Below are 18854 nucleotides of genomic sequence, written 5' to 3'. Positions count from 1 at the left end.
CAAGCCCCTCCAGAGCCGCCGGATCAGCCGGCCAGGCCCACCACCAGCCAGATGAAACCCACGCCCGCGACGGTGCACAGCAGGGTCGAGCGGGCGGGGTGTTCGTGGTGGGCCTCGGGGAGGATCTCGGCCGCCGCGAGATAGAGCAGCGCGCCGCCGAAGAGGCCGAGGTAGCCGCCGAGCAGACCTTCCGGGATGGTCACGAACGACGTCGAGGCGGCCCCCACCACCGGGGCCGCCGCGTCCGCGAACAGCATCCCCAGCGCTTTGCGGCGGTCGTTCCCGTACAGGCTCGTGATCGTGTACGTGTTGAAGCCGTCCGCGAAGTCGTGGGCCACGACGGCGAGCGCGACTGCGGTGCCCATGCCGCCGCCCACCTGGAAGGCCGCGCCGATCGCCACGCCGTCCATGGCGCTGTGGCCGACCATCGCGGCCGCCGCCGTGAGGCCCACCTCGGGCGCCCGGCCGTTCCGCTCCTCGCCACCGTGCGCAGCCTGACGGGCCGCCAGCAGACGCTCCACCAGATGGGCCAGCAGAAAGCCGGCCACGAAGAGGAGCAGGGCCGCGGGGACGCCGAAGACCTCGTCGCCGGCCGCGCGCAGCGCCTCCGGCAGCAGATCCAGGCCGACCACGCCGAGCATCAGGCCGCCGGCCAGACCGAGGACCAGATGACGGTGGTCGGTCACCCGCTGTGCCGTCCAGCCTCCGGCCAGCGTCATCAGGAACGCGCCGAGCGCGACGAAGACCGCCATAGGGCCTTGGTATCCGATCAACCCCTGTTCGCGCACATCCGGCCATCGCACCGGCGACACCCTTGACACCTTTTGCAATGAGAGGACCGATTCCCATGGCCGATGCCCCCACCGGCAAGGTGACCTTCGTCGGTGCCGGCCCCGGCGCCGCCGATCTGCTGACGTTCCGGGCCGCGCGCGCCATCGCCGAGGCCGACGTCGTGATCTGGGCCGCGAGCCTGGTGCAGGCGGAGGTCCTCGAGCACGCGCGCGAGGACGCGGAGATCCTCGACTCGGCGACCATGTCGCTCGAGGACGTCGTCGCGGTCTACGAGCGGGCGCGCGAAGAGGGCCTGAAGGTCGCCCGGATCCACTCCGGCGACCCCGCCCTGTGGGGCGGTACGCAGGAGCAGCTCGACCGGTGTGCGCGGATCGGCATCGGGACCGAGGTCGTGCCCGGTGTCTCGGCGTTCTCCGCGGTCGCCGCGCTCGCGCAGCGCGAGCTGACCATTCCCGAGGTCGCGCAGTCCGTCGTGCTGACCCGGCTCGGCGGCGGCAAGACGCCCATGCCGCCCGGCGAGGAGGTGCGGGAGTTCGCCAAGCACGGCACCACCATGGCGATCTTCCTGTCCGCGGCCCGCAGCGGACAGCTGGTGCGGGAGCTGCTCGAGGGCGGCTATCCGACCTCCACGCCGGTCGTCGTCGCCTACCAGGCGACCTGGCCGGAGGAGCTGGTCGTGCGGTGCACGATCGAGACGCTGGAGGAGACCGTCAAGGAGCACAAGCTCTGGAAGCACACGCTCTTCCTGGTCGGGCCGGCGCTGGACGCCGAGGGCACGCGGTCGCACCTCTACCACCCCGGTCACTTCCACGGGTACCGCAAGGCCGATCCGGAGGCCCGGCGGGCGCTGCGCGCGGCGCGGGGTGCCGGCACATGATCACGGTCGTGGGGACGGGGACGGGGGCGCCGCCCCAGGAGTGCCTGGCCGGCGCCGAGCTGGTGGTCGGCGGGCGGCGGCACCTGGATGCCGTACGGCTGCCGGAGGCCGCGGAGCGGATCGTGCTCGGGCCGCTGGCTCCCGCCCTCGACACGATGGCGGAGTACCTGGAGAAGGAGCGGCGGGTGGTCGTGCTGGCCTCCGGCGACCCCGGGTTCTTCGGGATCGTGCGGGTGCTGGCCGAGCGGTTCGGGCCCGCCGCGCTGGACGTGCGGCCGGGGGTCTCCTCCGTCGCCGCCGCCTTCGCGCGGGTCGGACTGCCGTGGGACGACGCGGTGGTGGTCAGCGCGCACGGGCGTGATCTCCGTACGGCCGTGAACGTGTGCCGCGCGCGACCGAAGGTGGCGGTGCTGACGGGGCCGGGGGCGGGTCCCGCCGAGCTGGGAGCCGCGCTCACGGCCCACACCCGCGTTCTCGTCGTCGCCTCCGCCCTGGGCACCGACGACGAACGCGTCGAGCGTGTCACCCCCGCCGAGGCCGCGGTCCGGGACTGGGGTACGGCGGTGAGTGTCGTGCTGTGTCTCGACGAGTCGCGGGCGCTCGGTGCCGTGCGCACGGTGGCCGGGCCCGCGGCCCAGCCCGTCCGATGGGCCCTGGACGAGGGCGAGTTCACCCACCGGGACTCGATGATCACCAAGTTCGAGGTGCGGGCGCTGGCGCTGGCGCGGCTCGGGCCGCGGCTCGGGGATCTGGTGTGGGACGTCGGCGCGGGCTCGGGGTCCGTGGCCGTGGAGTGCGCGCGGCTCGGTGCCGCCGTCGTCGCGGTCGAGAAGGCTCCCGACGGTGTCGAGCGGATCCGCGCCAACGCGTCCGCCCACGGAGTCGACGTGCGGATCGTGCACGGGTCCGCACCGGACGCCCTCGCGGAACTCGACGACCCCGACGCCGTGTTCGTCGGCGGTGGTGGACGTGAACTGCCCGACATCGTCGCCGTGTGCGCGCGGCGGGCCCGGCGGAGCGTCGTCGTCGCCATGGCCGCGCTCGACCGGGTGCCGGCCGTACGCGCGGCCCTCACCGACGCGGGGTTCGACTGCGACGGCGTACTGCTGCAGTCGTCCCGCCTCGCACCGCTGCCCGGGGACGTGACCCGGCTCGCGGCGACCAATCCGGTCTTTCTGCTGTGGGGTGCCAGAAACCCCGTCTCTCATGAAGGAGTTGCCCAGTGATCGGCCTCATTTCCGCCACCGCGGCGGGGGCGGCGGCACGCGACCGGCTGGCCGCGGCTTGGCCGGACCGTACGCGCGTGTACGACGGGCCCGTGGGCGACGCCGTACGGCGGGCGTTCGCGGAGTGCGAGCAGCTCGTGTGTTTCCTGGCCACGGGGGCGGTCGTACGGCTGATCGCGCCGCTCCTCGGTGACAAGGCCTCCGACCCGGGTGTGGTGTGTGTCGACGAGGGCGGGCGGTTCGCCGTGTCCCTGGTCGGCGGGCACGGCGGCGGCGCCAACGAACTCGCCCGGGAGGCCGGGGAGTTGCTGGGTGCCGAGCCCGTGGTGACGACGGCGACCGACGCGGTGGGGGTGCCCGGGCTCGACACGCTCGGGCTGCCGGTGGAGGGCGCGGTGGCCGCCGTCTCGCGGGCGCTGCTGAACGGGGAACCCGTCGCCCTGCACAACGAGTCGCTCTGGCCGCTGCCGCCGCTGCCGGTCGCCGGGGAGGGGGCGTACGGCATCCGGGTCACGGACCGGCTCGTCGAGCTCTCCGAGCGGGAGGTCGTGCTGCGTCCGCCCACCGTCGTGGTCGGCGTGGGTGCCTCCAGGGGCGCGCCCACCGAGGAGATCGTGGAGTTGATCGAAGGCTCGTTGCGACAGGCGGGGCTGTCCGTTCTCAGCGTCGCCGAACTCGCCACCGTGGACGCCAAGGCTCAGGAGCCGGGGATCGTGGCGGCGGCCGGGCGACTCGGCGTGCCGCTGGTCACGTACTCCGCCGAGGAGTTGGCCGCCGTCGAGGTGCCCAACCCGTCGGACGCGCCCCTGGCCGCCGTGGGCACCCCGTCCGTCGCCGAGGCCGCCGCGCTGATCGGCGGCGGTGAACTCCTCGTCCCCAAGCGGAAGTCGGCCGCGCGGCCCGCCATGGCGACCTGCGCCGTCGTACGGCGTCCCGCGCGCGGCCGGCTCGCGGTCGTCGGGCTCGGTCCCGGCGCCCGGGACCTGCTCACGCCGCGCGCGAAGGCGGAGTTGCGGCGCGCTTCGGTGCTGGTCGGGCTCGACCAGTACGTCGACCAGATCCGTGATCTGCTGCGGCCCGGCACCCGGATCCTGGAGTCGGGGCTCGGGGCCGAGGAGGAGCGAGCCAGGACCGCCGTGGCCGAGGCGCGCAAGGGCCGGGCGGTCGCGCTCATCGGCAGCGGGGACGCCGGCGTGTACGCCATGGCCTCCCCCGCGCTCGCCGAGGCCTCCGACGACATCGACGTGATCGGCGTGCCGGGGGTCACGGCGGCGCTCGCGGCGGCCGCGATCCTCGGTGCCCCGCTGGGCCACGACCACGTGTCCATCAGCCTGTCCGACCTGCACACGCCGTGGGAGGTCATCGAGCGGCGGGTGCGGGCCGCGGCCGAGGCGGACATCGTGGTCACCTTCTACAACCCCCGTTCCCGGGGCCGGGACTGGCAGCTGCCCAAGGCGCTGGCGATCCTCGCCGAGCACCGGGAGCCGGCGACGCCGGTCGGTGTCGTACGGAACGCGTCGCGGCCGGACGAGTCGGCCCGGCTGACGACACTGGCCGCTCTCGACCCGGCCACGGTCGACATGATGACGGTCGTGACGGTGGGCAACACGGCGACCCGCGACATCGCGGGGCGCATGGTGACGCCGCGCGGCTACCGCTGGCAGGAGGGCGCCAAGTGAACCGTGTCGTCCACCCGATCGAGGTGGAGTCCTACCGGCGGCTGCGCGCCCGCCTGGACACCTCGCACTTCCCGCCGCTGACCCGGGCGGTGGTGGAGCGGGTCATCCACTCCGCCGCCGATCTGGAGTACGCCACCGATCTCGTCATGGACGAGAGCGACCTGGAGAAGGCGCACATCGCGCTGCACTCCGGCGCGCCCGTGGTCACGGACGTGGAGATGGTCGCGGCCGGCATCACCCGGCGGGAGACCGTCTGCCGGCTGAGGGACGCCGAGTCGGGGCCGGGGCTGACCCGTTCGGCCCACGCCATCCGCCTCGCCCATGAGCAGGTCGGCGCCGGGGCGATCTGGGTGATCGGCAACGCGCCCACCGCGCTGGAGGAGTTGCTGACCCTGGACGCGGCCCCGGCGCTCGTCATCGGGCTGCCCGTCGGCTTCGTCGGCGCGGTCGAGTCCAAGGCCGCGTTGCGCGAGAGTGGGCTGCCCGCCGTGAGCAACGTGTCCGAGAAGGGCGGTTCGGCGGTCGCCTCCGCGGCGCTCAACGCCCTGCTGTACCACCCCACTCACCCTTCCGAGGAGACATCGTGACCACCCCGCCGCCCGCCCTGCTCATCGCCGGTCATGGCACCCGGGACGAGGCCGGAGCCGAGGCGTTCCGTGACTTCGTCCGGGAGCTGGGGGCCCGCCACCCCGAACTGCCCGTCGCGGGCGGCTTCATCGAGCTCTCCCCGCCGCCGCTGGGCGACGCGGTGGCCGAGCTGGTGGAGCGCGGCGTCCGCCGGTTCGCCGCCGTGCCGCTGATGCTGGTGTCGGCCGGACACGCCAAGGGCGACATCCCGGCGGCGCTGTCCCGCGAGAAGGAGCGTCACCCCGGGATCTCGTACACCTACGGGCGTCCGCTGGGCCCGCACCCGGCGCTGCTGAACGTCCTGGAGCGGCGTCTCGACGAGGCGCTGGGCGCCACCGGCGGACGCACCCCGATGGACCGGGCGGACGTGACCGTGCTGCTCGTCGGGCGGGGTTCCACCGATCCCGACGCCAACGCCGAGGTGTACAAGGCGGCCCGGCTGCTGTGGGAGGGGCGCGGATACGCGGGCGTGGAGACCGCGTTCGTGTCGCTGGCCGCGCCGGACGTGCCGAGCGGGCTCGACCGGTGTGTGGCACTGGGGGCGCGCAGGATCGTCGTGCTGCCCTACTTCCTGTTCACCGGGATCCTGCCGGACCGGGTGAAGCAGCAGACCGAGGGCTGGGCGGCCGCGCATCCGGAGGTCGAGGTGCGCTCGGCGGAGGTCATCGGTCCGGAGCCGGAGCTGCTCGACCTGGTGATGGAGCGGTACGAGGAGGCCGTCAGGGGCGATCTGCGGATGAACTGCGACTCGTGCGTGTACCGCATCGCGCTGCCGGGCTTCGAGGACAAGGTGGGTCTGCCGCAGCAGCCGCACTTCCACCCGGACGACGACGGCCACCATCACCACCACGGGCACCCCCACGGCGCCCACACCCATGCGCACTGACCGGGCCGGCGGCCACGACCTGCGGCACCACGGCGACGCCGAGGTGCGGGACGACGGGGCGCGGCTCACCGACCTCGCCGTGAACGTCCGCGCGGACACTCCCCCGGTCTGGCTGCGGGAGCGGATCGCCGGATCGCTGGCCGGGCTCGCCGCCTATCCCGACGGGCGGGCGGCGCGCGCGGCGGTGGCGGCCCGGCACGGCGTGCCCGTGGAACGGGTGCTGCTGACGGCGGGGGCCGCCGAGGCGTTCGTGCTGCTCGCGCGCGGCCTGACGATGCGTCACCCGGTGGTGGTGCACCCGCAGTTCACGGAGCCGGAGGCGGCGCTGCGGGATGCCGGGCACACCGTCGACCGGGTACTGCTGCGGGAGGAGGACGGCTTCCGGCTCGACCCGGCGGCCGTCCCCGAGGACGCCGACCTGGTGGTCGTCGGCAATCCGACCAACCCCACGTCGGTCCTGCATCCGGCCGCCACGATCGCCGAACTGGCCCGCCCCGGGCGGACACTGGTGGTGGACGAGGCGTTCCTGGACGCGGTGCCGGGCGAGCGCGAGGCCCTGGCCGGGCGGACGGACGTGCCCGGACTCGTCGTCCTGCGCAGCCTGACGAAGACCTGGGGGCTGGCCGGGCTCCGGATCGGCTACGTCCTCGCCGCCCCGGAGACGATCTCCGCCCTGGAGCGGGCCCAGCCGCTGTGGCCGGTCTCCACTCCGGCCCTCGCGGCGGCCCTGGCGTGCATGGAGCCACGTGCCGTGGCGGAGGCCGCCCACGCGGCCCACCGGGTGGCCACCGACCGGGCCCATCTCGTCGCCGGGCTGCGGGAGTTCGCCTCGGACGGGCTCCGGGTGGTCGAGCCGGCCCAGGGCCCCTTCGTCCTCGTACGACTGCCGAAGGCGGCTGCCGTACGACGGCATCTGCGCGATCTCGGTTTCGCAGTGCGGCGCGGGGACACGTTCCCGGGGCTCGGCGAGGAGTGGCTGCGGCTCGCGGTGCGGGACCGGGCGACGGTCAACTCCTTCCTGCAGGCCCTGGACCAGGCGGTGACGCTGGCCCAGCACTGAGGCGGGTGCCGTCGGGGAAACGGATCTCGACGGTGCCGCCGGGGGTGAGCGTGGCGGCCGCGCCGGTGACCGGTACGTCGGTGCCGAGAGCCACGAGGGTGACCAGGAGGGCGCCGGTGCCTTCGAGGACGGGGGTCGCCGAGTACCGGCCGCAGGCGTTGGTGTCCTCGGCCGCCACGACCGTGCCGTCGGCCTCGCCCCAGCCGTACAGTCCGACGACGGTGCTCGTCAGCCCGTCCGCGGCCCGGCGGACCCGCGACCAGCCGGGCCCGGACTCGGCGATCGGCGGCCCGGTGTCGCAGGCGAGAGCCCAACCCCCTTCCCGCACCGGGACGTCGGCCACCGGGATGCGGTGCACACGTACCTCCCACGGCCCGTGGACCAGGCTCACCGTCTCGACACGGTGTCCGAGGGCGAGGTGCCAGGAGGCGGCCCTGCGGCCTGCGCAGTCCAGCGGGTGGAGACGGCCGCGGGGGGACGGGCTGCCGTCCGGGGCGAGCAGGGCGAGGTGGTTGTCGGGACCGAGGGGGGTCTCGGGGGCGGTGGCGGTGGAGTAGGCGAACTTGGAGTAGTGCGGGCTGTCGGCGTCGGCCGCGGGCGGGGGCGGGAGGCGGTCGGTGCCGTGGTTGACGAGGCGGACGATGCCGTCGGAAGCGGTCGAGTGGATCAGCCAGCCGGGGGCGGGGAGGGCGAGGACGGTGTCGGTGGTGTCGACGGGACCGGGCTCCTCGGGGGCCGTCCACACGGGGTGGTCCGCCGGCAGCAGCAGGCCGAGGAACGCCTTGCTCGCCCAGTACGGGGAGGCGGGGCCCGAGTAGCGCTGGAGCACTCCGTCGAACGGCCGGTACCAGCCGAGGGTGAGCAGGCCGCGCTCGTCGGGGGCGCCCCGCTCGGTGAAATGCTTCAGAGTGCCGGAGGCCAGGCGGCGGGTGACGCCGGGCGGCAGCGGGGTGGCGTCGGCGAGGGCTCCCGCCCAGAGCGGGGCAGCGGCCGCGAACCGGTAGGTGAGGGAGCGGCCCTGGTGGACGGGGGCGCCGTCGGAGCCGAAGAAGTACTGGTGGACGCCGAGGAACTCCCGCAGCCGGTCGCGGTGGCGGGCCACGGTCTCCGGGGCGGCGCGCGGTCCCGCGATCCGGGCCCACAGCACCGGGTACAGGTGCAGCGCCCAGGCGTTGTAGTAGTCGAACTTCTTCCCGTCCCCGTCGGTGTACCAGCCGCCGCCCCGGTACCAGTCGTCCAGCCGGGCCAGGCCCGCGTCGATCTCCTCCCGGCTGTGCGGGGCGCCGACAGAGGCCAGGAACTCCTCCGTGATCACCTGGAAGAGCCGCCAGTTGGAGTCGTTGGCGGTCGCCCCGACGAACCGGCCGAGCCACTCGGCCACTCGGCTCCGCACACCGTCGTCGAGCCGGTCCCACAGCCAGGGCCGGGACTCGTGCAGCGCGAGGGCGATCGAGGCCGCCTCCACCATCGGCTGGGCACGGTCGGCGATCGGTGGCCAGCGCTCGGGGTGGTGCGGATCGGTGCCGGCGGCGAGTCCGGCGGCGTACCGCTCGACGAGCGCGGGGCCGACCCGCCCGGCCGACCCGGCGATCCGGAAGGCGGCGAGCAGGAAGGACCGCGCGAATCCCTCCAGTCCGTCGGACCAGGCCCCGGAGTGGCTGGGCGGCCCGGGCAGCCGGTACTGGGCGAAGCCCGGGGTGGCATAGGGCAGGAGCCCGTCGAGCAGCCGGTCGGCGACGGCTTCCCAGTGGGCACGGGTCCAGCCGGTGAGGGGGGAGAGGAGGCGGTCGGTGGGCGGGAGGTCGGGGTGGTGCGTCGGGTCGTCGGGGGGCGACACATGCGGCGCGGTCATACGGGGGTGAGTCCTCCGTCGGTCGGTGGTGGGGCGACACTTTTGCGTACGACGATGTGGGTGCCCAGCAGATGACGGCTCCCGGCGGCGTGTTCGGGGTCGCGCAGGGCGATGCGTACGGCGGAGCGGCCGAGTTCCTCGGCGGGCGTACGGACCGTCGTCAACGGCGGGTTGAAGTCCTCGGCGAGCGGGATGTCGTTGTAGCCGACGACGGAGATGTCCGCCGGCACCCCGAGCCCGGCGTCGGCGATGGCGCGCAACGCCCCCGCCGCGACCATGTCGTCCCCGGCGACCACCGCCGTGAACTCCCTGGTCTCCTTGAGCAGTTCGGTCATCGCCCGCACCCCGGCCGCCCGACCCAGCCCGCAGTCGACGACCCGCGCGGCCGCCGGGGGCAGCCCGTGCTCGGCGAGCGCGGCCCGGTATCCCGCGACGCGCGCATCAAGGGCCGTGTTGCCCGGCAGACCCCCGAGAAAGACGATCCGCCGATGTCCGGCGGACAGCAGGTGCCCGGTGATCGCCCGGGCCCCCGCCTCGTTGTCGAACTCGACGACCAGCGCCGGGATGTCGGGATCCGGGGCGGGACGGCCGCACAGCACCAGCCGCGCCCCGGAGGAGTCGAGGGCCTGCGCGTAGTGGGCCACGCGCGAGCGATACGCCTCGTCCTCGACGACCCCGCCGACGAGGATCACCAGCCGGGCCCCCTCCTCCCGCATCAGCTGCACGAACTCCATCTCCCGCTGTGGATCCCCGCCGGTCGCCCCGACCACGCACAGCCACCCGCGGTCGGCGGCCTCGGCCTCCACTCCCTCGGCTACCTGGGCGTAGAAGGGGCTGGTGACCTGCCGGACGACGACGGCGGCCATCTTGCGGCCCCCGGCGACCAGCGCCCGGGCATGCGCGTTGGCGACGTAGTCGAGATCGCGGGCGGCACGCAGGACTCGGGCCCGGGTCGCGGCCGGCACCGGATGGTTGCCGCTGAGCGCGCGCGAGGCCGTCGCCATCGACACCCCCGCGCGCTCGGCGACCTCACGGATCGTGACCCGCCGCCTGGACCCCGTGTCCGTCATGTCGTTCTCCATCCCCCGCGTCTCCTGTTCCACCGGCGGCGCCTCACGTATTGGCCGCGTAGTCCTTCGCGAACTCCCCGGCCATTCTGTCGCCGCCCTGGGCCCGCCACTTCTTGACCACCGCGTCCCACTCCGACAGCGGCAGCCGCCCGGCCACGATCCCGGTGACGGCGTCGTCGAGCATCGCCTTGAGGGTGGTGCCCTGGGCGTTCTTGGTGCGGGACTGCAGGCCGTTGGAGGCGTTGCGGATGGCGTACGGCACTACCTTTCGCTGCCAGGAGTGCAGGGCCCGTACGGCATCCGGCATGCCCGGCACGAACAGCACCTGCGGGCCTTCGGCGAGGTACTTCAGCGGCAGGTTGGTGTTGTTCTCGACCTCGCCCAGCTCGGTGGGCTCGGGGGAGCCGTCCTTGCCGCGGGTGAAGTGGGTGCCCTCGACGCCGTAGTGGACGAGCTCCCACTCCTGGCTGCCGAAAGGGGCGGCGAGGTAGTCGAGGATGCGCAGGAGGAGTTCGACGCGCTCCTTCTTGGCCTTCTTCAGGACGGTGTAGCCGAAGGAGCGGCGGGCGGCGACGATTCCGCCGGGCCTGCCGTCCACGGTGTACGGGAGAGCCGCGGCCGGGGTCAGTTTGCCCTGGGACTCACGGTACTTGGGGAGGTAGGCGCCGAAGCCGTCCTGCATGGAGCCGACCGTGCCGTTGTAGTAGAGGGTGGTGAGGTCGATCTGGGAGACGGACGTCGAGTCCGGGTAGTAGGAGCCGCCCTTGCGGAGCCGGGCCTGGTAGGCGATGGCCGCCTTGTAGCGTTCGTCGGCGGCACAGTGCCGGAAGGTGCCGTCCTTGGTGACGGCCCACTCGTTGGGCGCGTGGTGGGCGGCGGCGTGCACGGCGTTGCCGAACAGGGAGCCGTTGGCGGCCCCGAGCGCGTAGGTGCGGCCGCCGGTGGCCCGCTGGGCGACGGCGGCGAAGTCCTCGGAGGTCCAGCCCTCCTTCATGCCTGCGTCGGTGAACATGCCCTGGTTCAGCCAGAGGGTGGAGCCGGGCAGCGGGCGTTCGAGCGGGATGCCGTAGATGCGACCGCCGACGCGACCCATGTCCTGCCAGGCATGGGTGGGGATCCCGGCCAGGTTCGGGTAGGCGCTGATCGCCTCACCGGAGAGATACGGCGTGAGGTCCTCGGCCCGTCGCTGCACGAACTCCGCCTCGCGGGGCAGGACGAAGCCGGAGAACAGGTTGATGATGTCGGGCAGGGTGTCGGGGTCGCCCGCCATGACCGTGGCCATCTTCTTCTGGTAGTCGGCCTGGGAGACGATCGTGTACTCGATCTTCACGCCCAGCGCCTTCTCGACGGCCGCCCAGAACCGGTTCGCCGAGGCCGGCTTGGGCGGGGTGCCGAAGGACACCGACATGACCTTGACGGTCGAGCCGTCGCCGGGCGTACGGGAGACGGACCTGACGAGGTCGGCGGGGTAGGCGGTGTATCCGGCCTGGACGCCCGCCTCGGTGGGGGCGAGGTCCGGCTTGGGACCGCTCGTGGCCCTGTACGCGGGCCAGGGGGCCAGCTTCTTGCCCGCGTTGGAGACATCGCTGTCGCCGGAGCCGGTGGAGCAGGCGGTCAGCGCACCGGAGACGGAGGCCGCCGCCGCGGACAGCAGCAGGGTGCGTCGGGACAGGCTGGGCATGGGTGAATCACCTCGTGTCGGCTTGGTTCAGCTCTTGATGGCGCCGGTGAGCACGCCCTTGGTGAAGTACTTCTGGAGGAAGGGGTAGATCAGCAGGATCGGCACGGTGGCGATCACGAGGACCGCCATCTGCACCGTCTGCGGGGCGGTGACGGTGCCCTCGCCGGTGGTGGCGTCGGTGAGCCCGGAACCGGCCACCACGTAGGTGCGCAGCACCTGCTGGAGGGGCCAGTGGTCGCTCTCCAGGTAGAGGGAGGCGTAGAACCAGGAGTTCCAGTAGGCCACCGCGTAGAAGAGTCCCACGACGGCCAACGCGGCCTTGGACAGCGGCAGTACGACGGAGACCAGCACCCGCCAGTCCCCCGCCCCGTCGAGGCGCGCGGCCTCGTAGAGCTCGTCGGGGATGCCCTGGAAGAAGCCGCGCAGGACGACCAGGTTGAAGACGTTGACCAGGACGGGCAGGACCAGCGAGGCGTAACTGTCCAGCAGGCCGAGCTCCTTGACCAGCAGGAAGCTCGGGATCATGCCGGGTGGGAAGAGGAAGGTGAACAGGACCAGCAGGAGTACCGGCCGGCCGCCGAGGACTCCGGGGCGGGCGAGGGCGTAGGCGAGGGTGACCGTGCACAGGAGGCTCAGCAGGGTTCCCACGACCGTGACGCCGACGCTGACGCCCAGTGCGTGGGTGACGATGCCGCCGTCGAGGATGTCGCGGTAGGCCCGGAGAGAGGGCTCGGTGGGCCACAGCACCCAGCCGCCGTTGTCGACGACCTCCTCGGTGGAGGCGAGCGAGGTCGACACGATGACGAGGAAGGGCACACAGACGAGCAGCACGACGACGGCGAGGGCCACCGCCTTCGCGGCCTGCGTCACCGGCTTCGGTTTCTCCATCCATCCCGGACGGGCCTGGGCACTCACTTGTAGACCCCCTGTTCGCCGAGGCGGTGGGCGACCTTGTTGGCGGCGTAGACGAGCAGGGCGCCGACGACGCCCTTGAACAGGCCCGCGGCGGCGGCGAATCCGTAGTCGCCGCCGACGATGCCCTGGTAGTAGACGAAGGTGTCGATGATCTCGGAGGCCTCGGGGCCCACCGCGTCGCGCTGGAGCAGCATCTGCTCGAAGCCGACCGAGAGGATGTCGCCGAGCCGCATGATGAGCAGCAGCACGATCACCGGGCGGATGGCGGGCAGGGTGACGTGCCAGAAGCGCCGCCAGGGGCCCGCCCCGTCGATCGCGGCGGCCTCGTACTGCTGCTCGTCGACCTGGGCGAGGGCGGCGAGGAAGATGATCGTGCCCCAGCCGGCGTCCTTCCAGATGACCTGGGCGACGACGAGCGGCTTGAAGGCGTCGGGGTTGCCGATGATGTCGACGCTGTGCAACCCCATGCCGTCCAGGCCGGAGTTGAGCAGTCCGGTGTCGCCGAGCAGCTGCTGGAAGAGGGCGACGACGATCACCCATGAGATGAAGTGCGGGAGATAGGCGACCGACTGCACGAACCGGCGGACGCTGCTCCGGGTGAGGCTGTGCAGCAGCAGGGCGAGGCCGAGCGGGACCGGGAAGTAGAACACGAGCTGGAGGACGGCGATCCAGACGGTGTTGAACACCGCGTCCCAGAACGCGGTGTCCTCGAACATCCGCCGGAAGTTGCCGAGTCCGGTCCACGGACTGCCCCACAGGCCGTCGAAGGGGACGTACTCCTTGAACGCGATGACGTTGCCGACCAGCGCGCCGTAGTGGAAGAGCAGGAAGTAGGCGAGGCCGGGCAGCATCAGCAGGAAGAGGGCTCTGCTCTGGAAGCGTTTTCGTCGGACGACTGCCAAGGCTCTCCCTCTTCCTGGTGGCTCAGACCGAAGAGGAAGTTAAAGCGCTTTCATGCATGGGTCAACAGTTCTGACAAAGCTGGGGAGTTGGTGCAGGTCAGAGTGGCGCGCCGAAGCGTAACGGCGAGTGAAAACGCTCTCAGTCGGTTGTGGGGCGGCGTGCCATGAGGACGCTCACGACGGCCACCCACACGCCCGCGAGGATGAAGGCGAAGAACCCGACCCAGGGGATGAACACCAGCACCCCGACGACCACGGCCGCCCAGGCCAACCAGCGGGGCAGGGGCGAGTCCGGGGCGCGGACCGTGGCCAGGCCGGCGGCCAGCAGCATCAGGCCCATGCCACCGACGAACGGGATGAAGAAGTCCTCGTTGAGGGCATTGAGCGCCTGGAGCGCCCCAGGGGTCGCCGAGGACTTGTCCGAGAGGTCCAGCAGGGCCAGGGTGAGGGACGCGCCCGCCAGGAAGCCCACGGCGACGAGGACGCCGCCCGAGAAGACGACGTGGTGCAGCCAGCCGTCACCGGGCGCGATGTCCCGGACCAGCCGGGCGAGATGGGCGGCGAAGAAGACGAAGAGCACCGCGGCGACGACCAGGAAGTACAGGCCCACGCCGAGCTGTCCCTGGTGGTCGGAGTAGTAGAACCTCACCTGGCGGCCCGGGGCGTCGTACGCCGGGGTGTCGCCGAACAGCAGAAAGCCGATGACCGTGAACACCACGGCCACCAGACCGGTCAGGGGTGCGATGCGCATGGGGACCTCCTACACCCCCCGGCGGGGCCCACCCCCTCGTCTTCCACGGTGACAGGGATACGGCCGCCGTGCCATCCGGGAGAAGTCCCGGCGGCGGCCCGGGACCTACTGCACGACCCGGCCGTTCAGCACGACCTGGAGCGGGTTCGCCAGCACGCGTACGTCCGTGCGCGGGTCCTGTGCGTAGACCACCAGGTCCGCGGCGGCGCCCTCTTCCAGGCCGGGGCGTCCCAGCCACGCCCGGGCACCCCATGCCGTGGCCGACAGGGCCTCCAGCGGGGGGATGCCGGCCGTCACCAGTTCCGCGACCTCCGCCGCCACCAGGCCGTGCGGGAGGGTGCCGCCCGCGTCCGTGCCGACGTAGACCGGGATGCCGGCGTCGTAGGCGTTCCGTACGGTGTCGTAGCGGCGTTCGTGGAGCCGTCGCATATGGGCGGACCAGCGGGGGAACTTGGACTCGCCGCCGTCCGCGAGCTTCGGGAAGGTCGCGATGTTGACCAGGGTCGGCACGATCGCGACGCCCCGGGAGACGAACAGCGGGATCAGGTCCTCCGTGAGGCCCGTCGCGTGTTCGACGCAGTCGATGCCCGACTCGACCAGGTCCTTCAGGGAGTTCTCGGCGAAGCAGTGCGCGGTGACCCGGGCACCCAGGCGGTGGGCCTCCGCGATCGCCGCCTCGACCGCCTCCCGGGGCCAGCTGGGGGCGAGGTCGCCCACCTCGCGGTCGATCCAGTCGCCGACCAGCTTGACCCAGCCGTCACCCCGCCGGGCCTCCTGGGCGACGTATGCGACGAGGTCCTCGGGCTCGATCTCCCAGGCGTAGTTCCGGATGTAGCGGCGGGTGCGGGCGATGTGCCGGCCGGCCCTGATGATCTTCGGCAGGTCCTCGCGGTCGTCCACCCAGCGGGTGTCGGAGGGCGACCCGGCGTCACGGATCAGCAGGGTGCCGGCCTCCCGGTCGGCCAGGGCCTGCTTCTCGGCCACGTCCTGGTCGACCGGGCCGTGCGGGCCCAGGCCCACATGGCAGTGCGCGTCCACCAGACCGGGCAGCGCCCAGCCCGACACCGTACGGATGTCACGGGCGGCGACGGGGCGGTCGTAGGAGATCCGCCCGTCGACCACCCACAGCTCGTCCCGGACGTCCTCGGGGCCGGCCAGGATCCGGCCCTTCACGTGCAGCACCGCGTGATCGTTCATGCATCGCACCCTAGCCAGCGGGAGGTCACTGCTCCCAGGGCGGTGGTCCCTCGAAGGCGAGCTGGTGGACGTCGAAGAGGACCGCCGCCTCGACGCCGAGGGCGGGTCCGCCCTGCCGGGCCGCCCAGGTCAGGAAGGAACGCGGCTCGAAGGCTCCGGCGCCCAGGCCCTTGGTGTACTCGGCGTGCGCGGCCAGGGAGGCGATGCCCCGCTCCAGGGGTTCGCCGGTGACGTCCACGCCGTGGGTGGGGCGGTCGGTGCCGGCGACGGCCACGAAGCGGACGCCGCCCCAGGGTTCGAGGCCCTCGTCGGCGAGTTCCGGGAAGATCCACCGGTTGCCGGCGTCGCGTGCCGCGTCGAGCGTGGCCAGGCCCACCACGCGGTGGTCGGCCTGGTTGACCACCCCGCCGACCATCCGCACGGTGTACGCCCCCGTCACCACGACCTCGGGGCGGTGCCGGCGGATGACCCGCACGAGGTCGCGGCGCAGGGCCGGGCCCTCCTCGATCATCCCGTCGCGGTGGTCGAGGAACTCCACGGAGTCCACGCCCACTTCACGCGCGCCCGCCCGCTCCTCGGCCTCGCGCAGGGGGGCCGCCCGGTCCGGGTGCAGCCCGTCGATGCCCGCCTCGCCACGGGTGGCCAGCAGATAGGTGACCCGCTTGCCCTGCTCCGTCCAGCGGGCCACCGCGGACGCCGTCCCGTACTCGATGTCGTCCGGGTGCGCCGCCACGGCCAGGCAGCGCTCCCAGTCCTCCGGCAGCGGGGGCAGGGTGCCGCCCGCTCCGAAGCCGCCCGTGTCGTCGAGAGTCGTCATGCCCGAATGATGGCGGTTGTCCGGCGTCGAGCGACAGGGGAACGTACGTCCCTTTTCAGTCGCCGTCCTCCTCCACGTCGGCCATCGCGGGGTCGAGGAGCCGGGAGAGGAAGTGGCGGGTGCGTTCATGGCGCGGGGCGCCGATCACCTGGGCCGGGGTGCCGTCCTCGACGATCATTCCGTCGTCCATGAAGACGACCCGGTCGGCGACCTCGCGGGCGAAGGTCATCTCGTGGGTGACGACCATCATCGTCATGCCCTCCCGGGCGAGCATCCGCATGACCGCGAGGACGTCGCCCACCAGCTCCGGGTCGAGGGCCGAGGTCGGCTCGTCGAAGAGCATCACCTCGGGGCCCATGGACAGCGAGCGGGCGATCGCGACCCGCTGCTGCTGTCCGCCGGAGAGGGAGGCCGGGTAGGCGTCCGCCTTCTCCGCCAGGCCCACACGCTCCAGGTTCTCGGCGGCCACCTCGGCCGCCCGCGCCTTGCCCCGCCGCAGGACCCTGCGCTGCGGCAGCGTGAGGTTCTCGGTCACCGTGAGGTGCGGGAACAGGTTGAACTGCTGGAAGACCATGCCGATACGGCGGCGTACGGCGTCGATGTCGACGTCGGGGTCGGTGAGTTCGGTGCCGCCCACGTAGACCTGGCCCTTCGTGGGCTCCTCCAGGAGGTTCACGCACCGCAGCAGCGTCGACTTGCCCGAGCCGGAGGGCCCGATCACACAGACGACCTCGCCCTGGCCGATCTCCAGGTCGATGCCCTTGAGGACCTCGTTGGTGCCGAACGACTTGTGCAGGCCGCGTACCTCGATCTCCGGCCGGCTCGTCTCAACGGTCATTTCACGGCCTCCTGGGCCTTGGCCTCCATACGGCGGACCACGAACCCGAGCGGGATCGTCACCAGCAGATAGCACAGCCCCGCGACGAGGATCGGCGTGGAGTTGGCGGTCGTACTGGCCAGGTCGCGGCCGTACTTGGACAGTTCCCGCTCCTCCAGGGTGACGCCGAGGAACAGCACGAGGGAGGAGTCCTTGAACAGGAGCACCAACTCGTTGGTCAGCGGCGGGAGGATGATCCGGAACGCCTGCGGGACGATGATCGAGACCATCGCGCGGGCCGGTGAGAAGCCCAGCGAGCGGGCCGCCTCCATCTGCCCCTTGGGCACCGCCTGGATGCCCGCGCGGATCGTCTCCGCCATGTACGCCGCCGCGACCAGACCGAGCGCGAGGGCGACCTTGCCGTACGTGCCGCCGATGATCTCCGTACCGGGAAACGCGAGCGGTACGGCCACGCCGATGAAGATGAAGATCAGCAGTGCGGGCAGACCGCGGAAGATCTCGATGTAGACGCCGGCGAACCAGCGGTACGGGCCCACCGACGACAGCCGCATCAGCGCGATGACCATGCCGAGGACGAGCCCGACGACGAAGCCGGACAACGTGTAGAGCACGGTGTTCTTCAGCGCCAGGGTGATGACGTCGGGGAACATCTGGTCGGCGATGTCCGCCTGCGCGAACTGGTTCTTCAGCCGCCCCCAGTCCGCCGAGACCGCGAAGGCGATCACGACGCCGACGAAGACGACGTACTGGACGCCACGGGACAGGCTGCGCTTCTGACGTCGAGTCAGGCCCTTTTTGCGAGGCGTGAGTTGCGCGTCCGTCGCGGTCATGAGGCGGAGGGAGACGCGACCGACTCGTCGTACGGACCGATCCACTTCTCGTAGAGCTTCTTGTACGTGCCGTCGGCCTTGGCGTCCGCGAGCGCCTTGTTGACGGCGGCCAGCAGCTTGGTGTTGCCCTTCTTCACCGTGAAGCCGTACTGCTCACCGGTGTTGATGTTGTCGGCGACCTGGAAGGCGTCGGCGTTGGCCTTGTTCTTGAGCCAGCCCTGGACGACCGGGTAGTCGATGACGACGGCCTTGACCTGGCCGGAGCGCAGACCGTTGAGGACGGCGTCGGAGGACTCGAAGGAGACCGGGTCGAAGCCCTGGCCCTTGACGTAGTCCTCGCCGGTGGTCTGCGCCTGGGCGCCGAGCTTGACCTTCTTCGCCTTGGCGTCGGCGAGCGAGGAGATCCCGCTGCCCTTGGCGACCAGGAGGGCCTGGGTGGCGTCGAAGTAGGGGTCCGAGAAGTCGACGTTCTTCTTGCGCTCCTCGGTGATGGTCATGCCGGCCGCGGCCAGGTCGCACGAGCCGGAGTTGAGGAAGGCGCCGGTCTTGAAGTTCTCGAAGGGGGTGTCGAGGATCTCCTGCTTCACGCCCAGGTCCTTGGCGACCAGGTCGATGAGCGAGACGTCGAAGCCCTGGACCTTGCCGTCGATCTCCGACTGGAAGGGCGGGTACGGCAGGTGGGTACAGGTGGTGAGCTGTCCGCCCTTGACCAGTTCGACCCCGCCCGCGGCGGTCTTCGAACCGCTGCCGCCGTCGTCGCTCGAGGTACAGGCAGCGACGAGCAGGAGCCCGGCCGTCGCGGTGGTGGCGGCCAGGACGCGGGTCCGGCGCCCGGAGAGGGTGTTCACGGAAGG

At 72.2% G+C, this 18854-nt stretch carries 18 protein-coding genes; 6 read left to right on the top strand and 12 right to left on the bottom strand.

What is annotated here, in order from left to right; all coding sequences use genetic code 11:
• Positions 1 to 23: 23 nt before the first annotated feature.
• The gene (locus tag OG841_RS35895; protein WP_328637575.1) at positions 24 to 752 is read right to left on the bottom strand and encodes a ZIP family metal transporter; all 729 of its coding nucleotides are present in this window, start codon (positions 750 to 752) and stop codon (positions 24 to 26) included.
• A gap of 95 nt (positions 753 to 847) precedes the next feature.
• Here OG841_RS35895 and cobM point away from each other — a divergent pair, with 95 nt between their 5' ends.
• The 6 genes from cobM to cobC are packed head-to-tail and all read left to right on the top strand — an operon-like array spanning position 848 to position 7147.
• Positions 848 to 1669 carry a precorrin-4 C(11)-methyltransferase gene (gene cobM / locus OG841_RS35890; protein WP_328637576.1) on the top strand — a complete coding sequence of 274 codons (822 nt, stop codon included), beginning with the start codon at positions 848 to 850 and terminating at the stop codon, positions 1667 to 1669.
• Positions 1666 to 2895: a precorrin-6y C5,15-methyltransferase (decarboxylating) subunit CbiE gene (gene cbiE, locus OG841_RS35885; RefSeq protein WP_371568354.1), complete on the top strand. Its 1230-nt coding sequence runs from the start codon at positions 1666 to 1668 to the stop codon at positions 2893 to 2895. Before cobM ends, cbiE begins: the two co-directional genes overlap by 4 nt.
• Complete coding sequence (gene cobJ, locus OG841_RS35880; RefSeq protein WP_371568351.1) at positions 2892 to 4574, top strand: precorrin-3B C(17)-methyltransferase; 1683 nt, start codon at positions 2892 to 2894, stop codon at positions 4572 to 4574. Before cbiE ends, cobJ begins: the two co-directional genes overlap by 4 nt.
• A complete protein-coding gene (locus OG841_RS35875) occupies positions 4571 to 5161 on the top strand; it encodes a precorrin-8X methylmutase (RefSeq protein ID WP_328637579.1) in 591 nt (196 codons plus the stop codon). The genes cobJ and OG841_RS35875 overlap by 4 nt, the downstream gene beginning before the upstream one ends.
• On the top strand, positions 5158 to 6087 hold the full coding sequence (locus tag OG841_RS35870; RefSeq protein WP_371568348.1) for a sirohydrochlorin chelatase: 930 nt from the start codon (positions 5158 to 5160) through the stop codon (positions 6085 to 6087). Before OG841_RS35875 ends, OG841_RS35870 begins: the two co-directional genes overlap by 4 nt.
• Positions 6077 to 7147 carry an Rv2231c family pyridoxal phosphate-dependent protein CobC gene (gene cobC / locus OG841_RS35865; RefSeq protein ID WP_328637581.1) on the top strand — a complete coding sequence of 357 codons (1071 nt, stop codon included), beginning with the start codon at positions 6077 to 6079 and terminating at the stop codon, positions 7145 to 7147. The genes OG841_RS35870 and cobC overlap by 11 nt, the downstream gene beginning before the upstream one ends.
• On the opposite strand, the gene OG841_RS35860 is transcribed toward cobC, so the two are convergent.
• The 11 genes from OG841_RS35860 to OG841_RS35810 form a co-directional block, all read right to left on the bottom strand.
• Positions 7095 to 8999: a DUF2264 domain-containing protein gene (locus OG841_RS35860; RefSeq protein WP_371568344.1), complete on the bottom strand. Its 1905-nt coding sequence runs from the start codon at positions 8997 to 8999 to the stop codon at positions 7095 to 7097. The genes cobC and OG841_RS35860 overlap by 53 nt on opposite strands.
• Positions 8996 to 10069, bottom strand: a complete 1074-nt coding sequence (locus tag OG841_RS35855) for a LacI family DNA-binding transcriptional regulator (protein ID WP_328637583.1) — start codon at positions 10067 to 10069, stop codon at positions 8996 to 8998. The genes OG841_RS35860 and OG841_RS35855 overlap by 4 nt, the downstream gene beginning before the upstream one ends.
• A 43-nt stretch (positions 10070 to 10112) precedes the next feature.
• Positions 10113 to 11750 (bottom strand): extracellular solute-binding protein, encoded by a 1638-nt coding sequence (locus tag OG841_RS35850; protein ID WP_371568341.1) that lies wholly within the window; start codon positions 11748 to 11750, stop codon positions 10113 to 10115.
• 27 nt (positions 11751 to 11777) lie between these two features.
• Positions 11778 to 12665, bottom strand: coding sequence for a carbohydrate ABC transporter permease (locus OG841_RS35845; RefSeq protein WP_328637585.1), 888 nt, complete (start codon positions 12663 to 12665; stop codon positions 11778 to 11780).
• On the bottom strand, positions 12662 to 13516 hold the full coding sequence (locus OG841_RS35840; RefSeq protein WP_326673143.1) for an ABC transporter permease: 855 nt from the start codon (positions 13514 to 13516) through the stop codon (positions 12662 to 12664). Before OG841_RS35840 ends, OG841_RS35845 begins: the two co-directional genes overlap by 4 nt.
• A 190-nt stretch (positions 13517 to 13706) precedes the next feature.
• Positions 13707 to 14318: a hypothetical protein gene (locus tag OG841_RS35835; protein WP_328637586.1), complete on the bottom strand. Its 612-nt coding sequence runs from the start codon at positions 14316 to 14318 to the stop codon at positions 13707 to 13709.
• A 105-nt stretch (positions 14319 to 14423) separates the two neighbouring features.
• Complete coding sequence (locus tag OG841_RS35830) at positions 14424 to 15515, bottom strand: amidohydrolase family protein (RefSeq protein WP_328637587.1); 1092 nt, start codon at positions 15513 to 15515, stop codon at positions 14424 to 14426.
• A gap of 25 nt (positions 15516 to 15540) precedes the next feature.
• Positions 15541 to 16332: a PIG-L deacetylase family protein gene (locus OG841_RS35825; RefSeq protein ID WP_371568336.1), complete on the bottom strand. Its 792-nt coding sequence runs from the start codon at positions 16330 to 16332 to the stop codon at positions 15541 to 15543.
• Positions 16333 to 16387: 55 nt separating this feature from the next.
• Positions 16388 to 17170 carry an amino acid ABC transporter ATP-binding protein gene (locus OG841_RS35820; RefSeq protein WP_328637589.1) on the bottom strand — a complete coding sequence of 261 codons (783 nt, stop codon included), beginning with the start codon at positions 17168 to 17170 and terminating at the stop codon, positions 16388 to 16390.
• Entirely contained in the window at positions 17167 to 18000 is an 834-nt protein-coding gene (locus OG841_RS35815; protein ID WP_328637590.1) for an amino acid ABC transporter permease, read from the bottom strand. The genes OG841_RS35820 and OG841_RS35815 overlap by 4 nt, the downstream gene beginning before the upstream one ends.
• On the bottom strand, positions 17997 to 18848 hold the full coding sequence (locus OG841_RS35810; RefSeq protein ID WP_328637591.1) for a transporter substrate-binding domain-containing protein: 852 nt from the start codon (positions 18846 to 18848) through the stop codon (positions 17997 to 17999). The genes OG841_RS35815 and OG841_RS35810 overlap by 4 nt, the downstream gene beginning before the upstream one ends.
• Between the last annotated feature and the right edge of the window lie 6 nt (positions 18849 to 18854).

The organism is Streptomyces canus, assembly GCF_041435015.1.
Lineage (GTDB): Bacteria > Actinomycetota > Actinomycetes > Streptomycetales > Streptomycetaceae > Streptomyces > Streptomyces canus_G.
This window is presented reverse-complemented; position numbering and strand designations above follow the sequence as displayed.

What these genes read in the sequence shown, in the direction of transcription:
- OG841_RS35895 (WP_328637575.1), bottom strand. Translation starts at nt 752, where the DNA reads ATGGCGGTCTTCGTCGCGCTCGGCGCGTTCCTGATGACGCTGGCCGGA.
- cobM (WP_328637576.1), top strand. Translation starts at nt 848, where the DNA reads ATGGCCGATGCCCCCACCGGCAAGGTGACCTTCGTCGGTGCCGGCCCC.
- cbiE (WP_371568354.1), top strand. Translation starts at nt 1,666, where the DNA reads ATGATCACGGTCGTGGGGACGGGGACGGGGGCGCCGCCCCAGGAGTGC.
- cobC (WP_328637581.1), top strand. Translation starts at nt 6,077, where the DNA reads ATGCGCACTGACCGGGCCGGCGGCCACGACCTGCGGCACCACGGCGAC.
- OG841_RS35860 (WP_371568344.1), bottom strand. Translation starts at nt 8,999, where the DNA reads ATGACCGCGCCGCATGTGTCGCCCCCCGACGACCCGACGCACCACCCC.
- OG841_RS35855 (WP_328637583.1), bottom strand. Translation starts at nt 10,069, where the DNA reads ATGACGGACACGGGGTCCAGGCGGCGGGTCACGATCCGTGAGGTCGCC.
- OG841_RS35850 (WP_371568341.1), bottom strand. Translation starts at nt 11,750, where the DNA reads ATGCCCAGCCTGTCCCGACGCACCCTGCTGCTGTCCGCGGCGGCGGCC.
- OG841_RS35840 (WP_326673143.1), bottom strand. Translation starts at nt 13,516, where the DNA reads ATGCTGCCCGGCCTCGCCTACTTCCTGCTCTTCCACTACGGCGCGCTG.
- OG841_RS35835 (WP_328637586.1), bottom strand. Translation starts at nt 14,318, where the DNA reads ATGCGCATCGCACCCCTGACCGGTCTGGTGGCCGTGGTGTTCACGGTC.
- OG841_RS35830 (WP_328637587.1), bottom strand. Translation starts at nt 15,515, where the DNA reads ATGAACGATCACGCGGTGCTGCACGTGAAGGGCCGGATCCTGGCCGGC.
- OG841_RS35825 (WP_371568336.1), bottom strand. Translation starts at nt 16,332, where the DNA reads ATGACGACTCTCGACGACACGGGCGGCTTCGGAGCGGGCGGCACCCTG.
- OG841_RS35820 (WP_328637589.1), bottom strand. Translation starts at nt 17,170, where the DNA reads ATGACCGTTGAGACGAGCCGGCCGGAGATCGAGGTACGCGGCCTGCAC.
- OG841_RS35815 (WP_328637590.1), bottom strand. Translation starts at nt 18,000, where the DNA reads ATGACCGCGACGGACGCGCAACTCACGCCTCGCAAAAAGGGCCTGACT.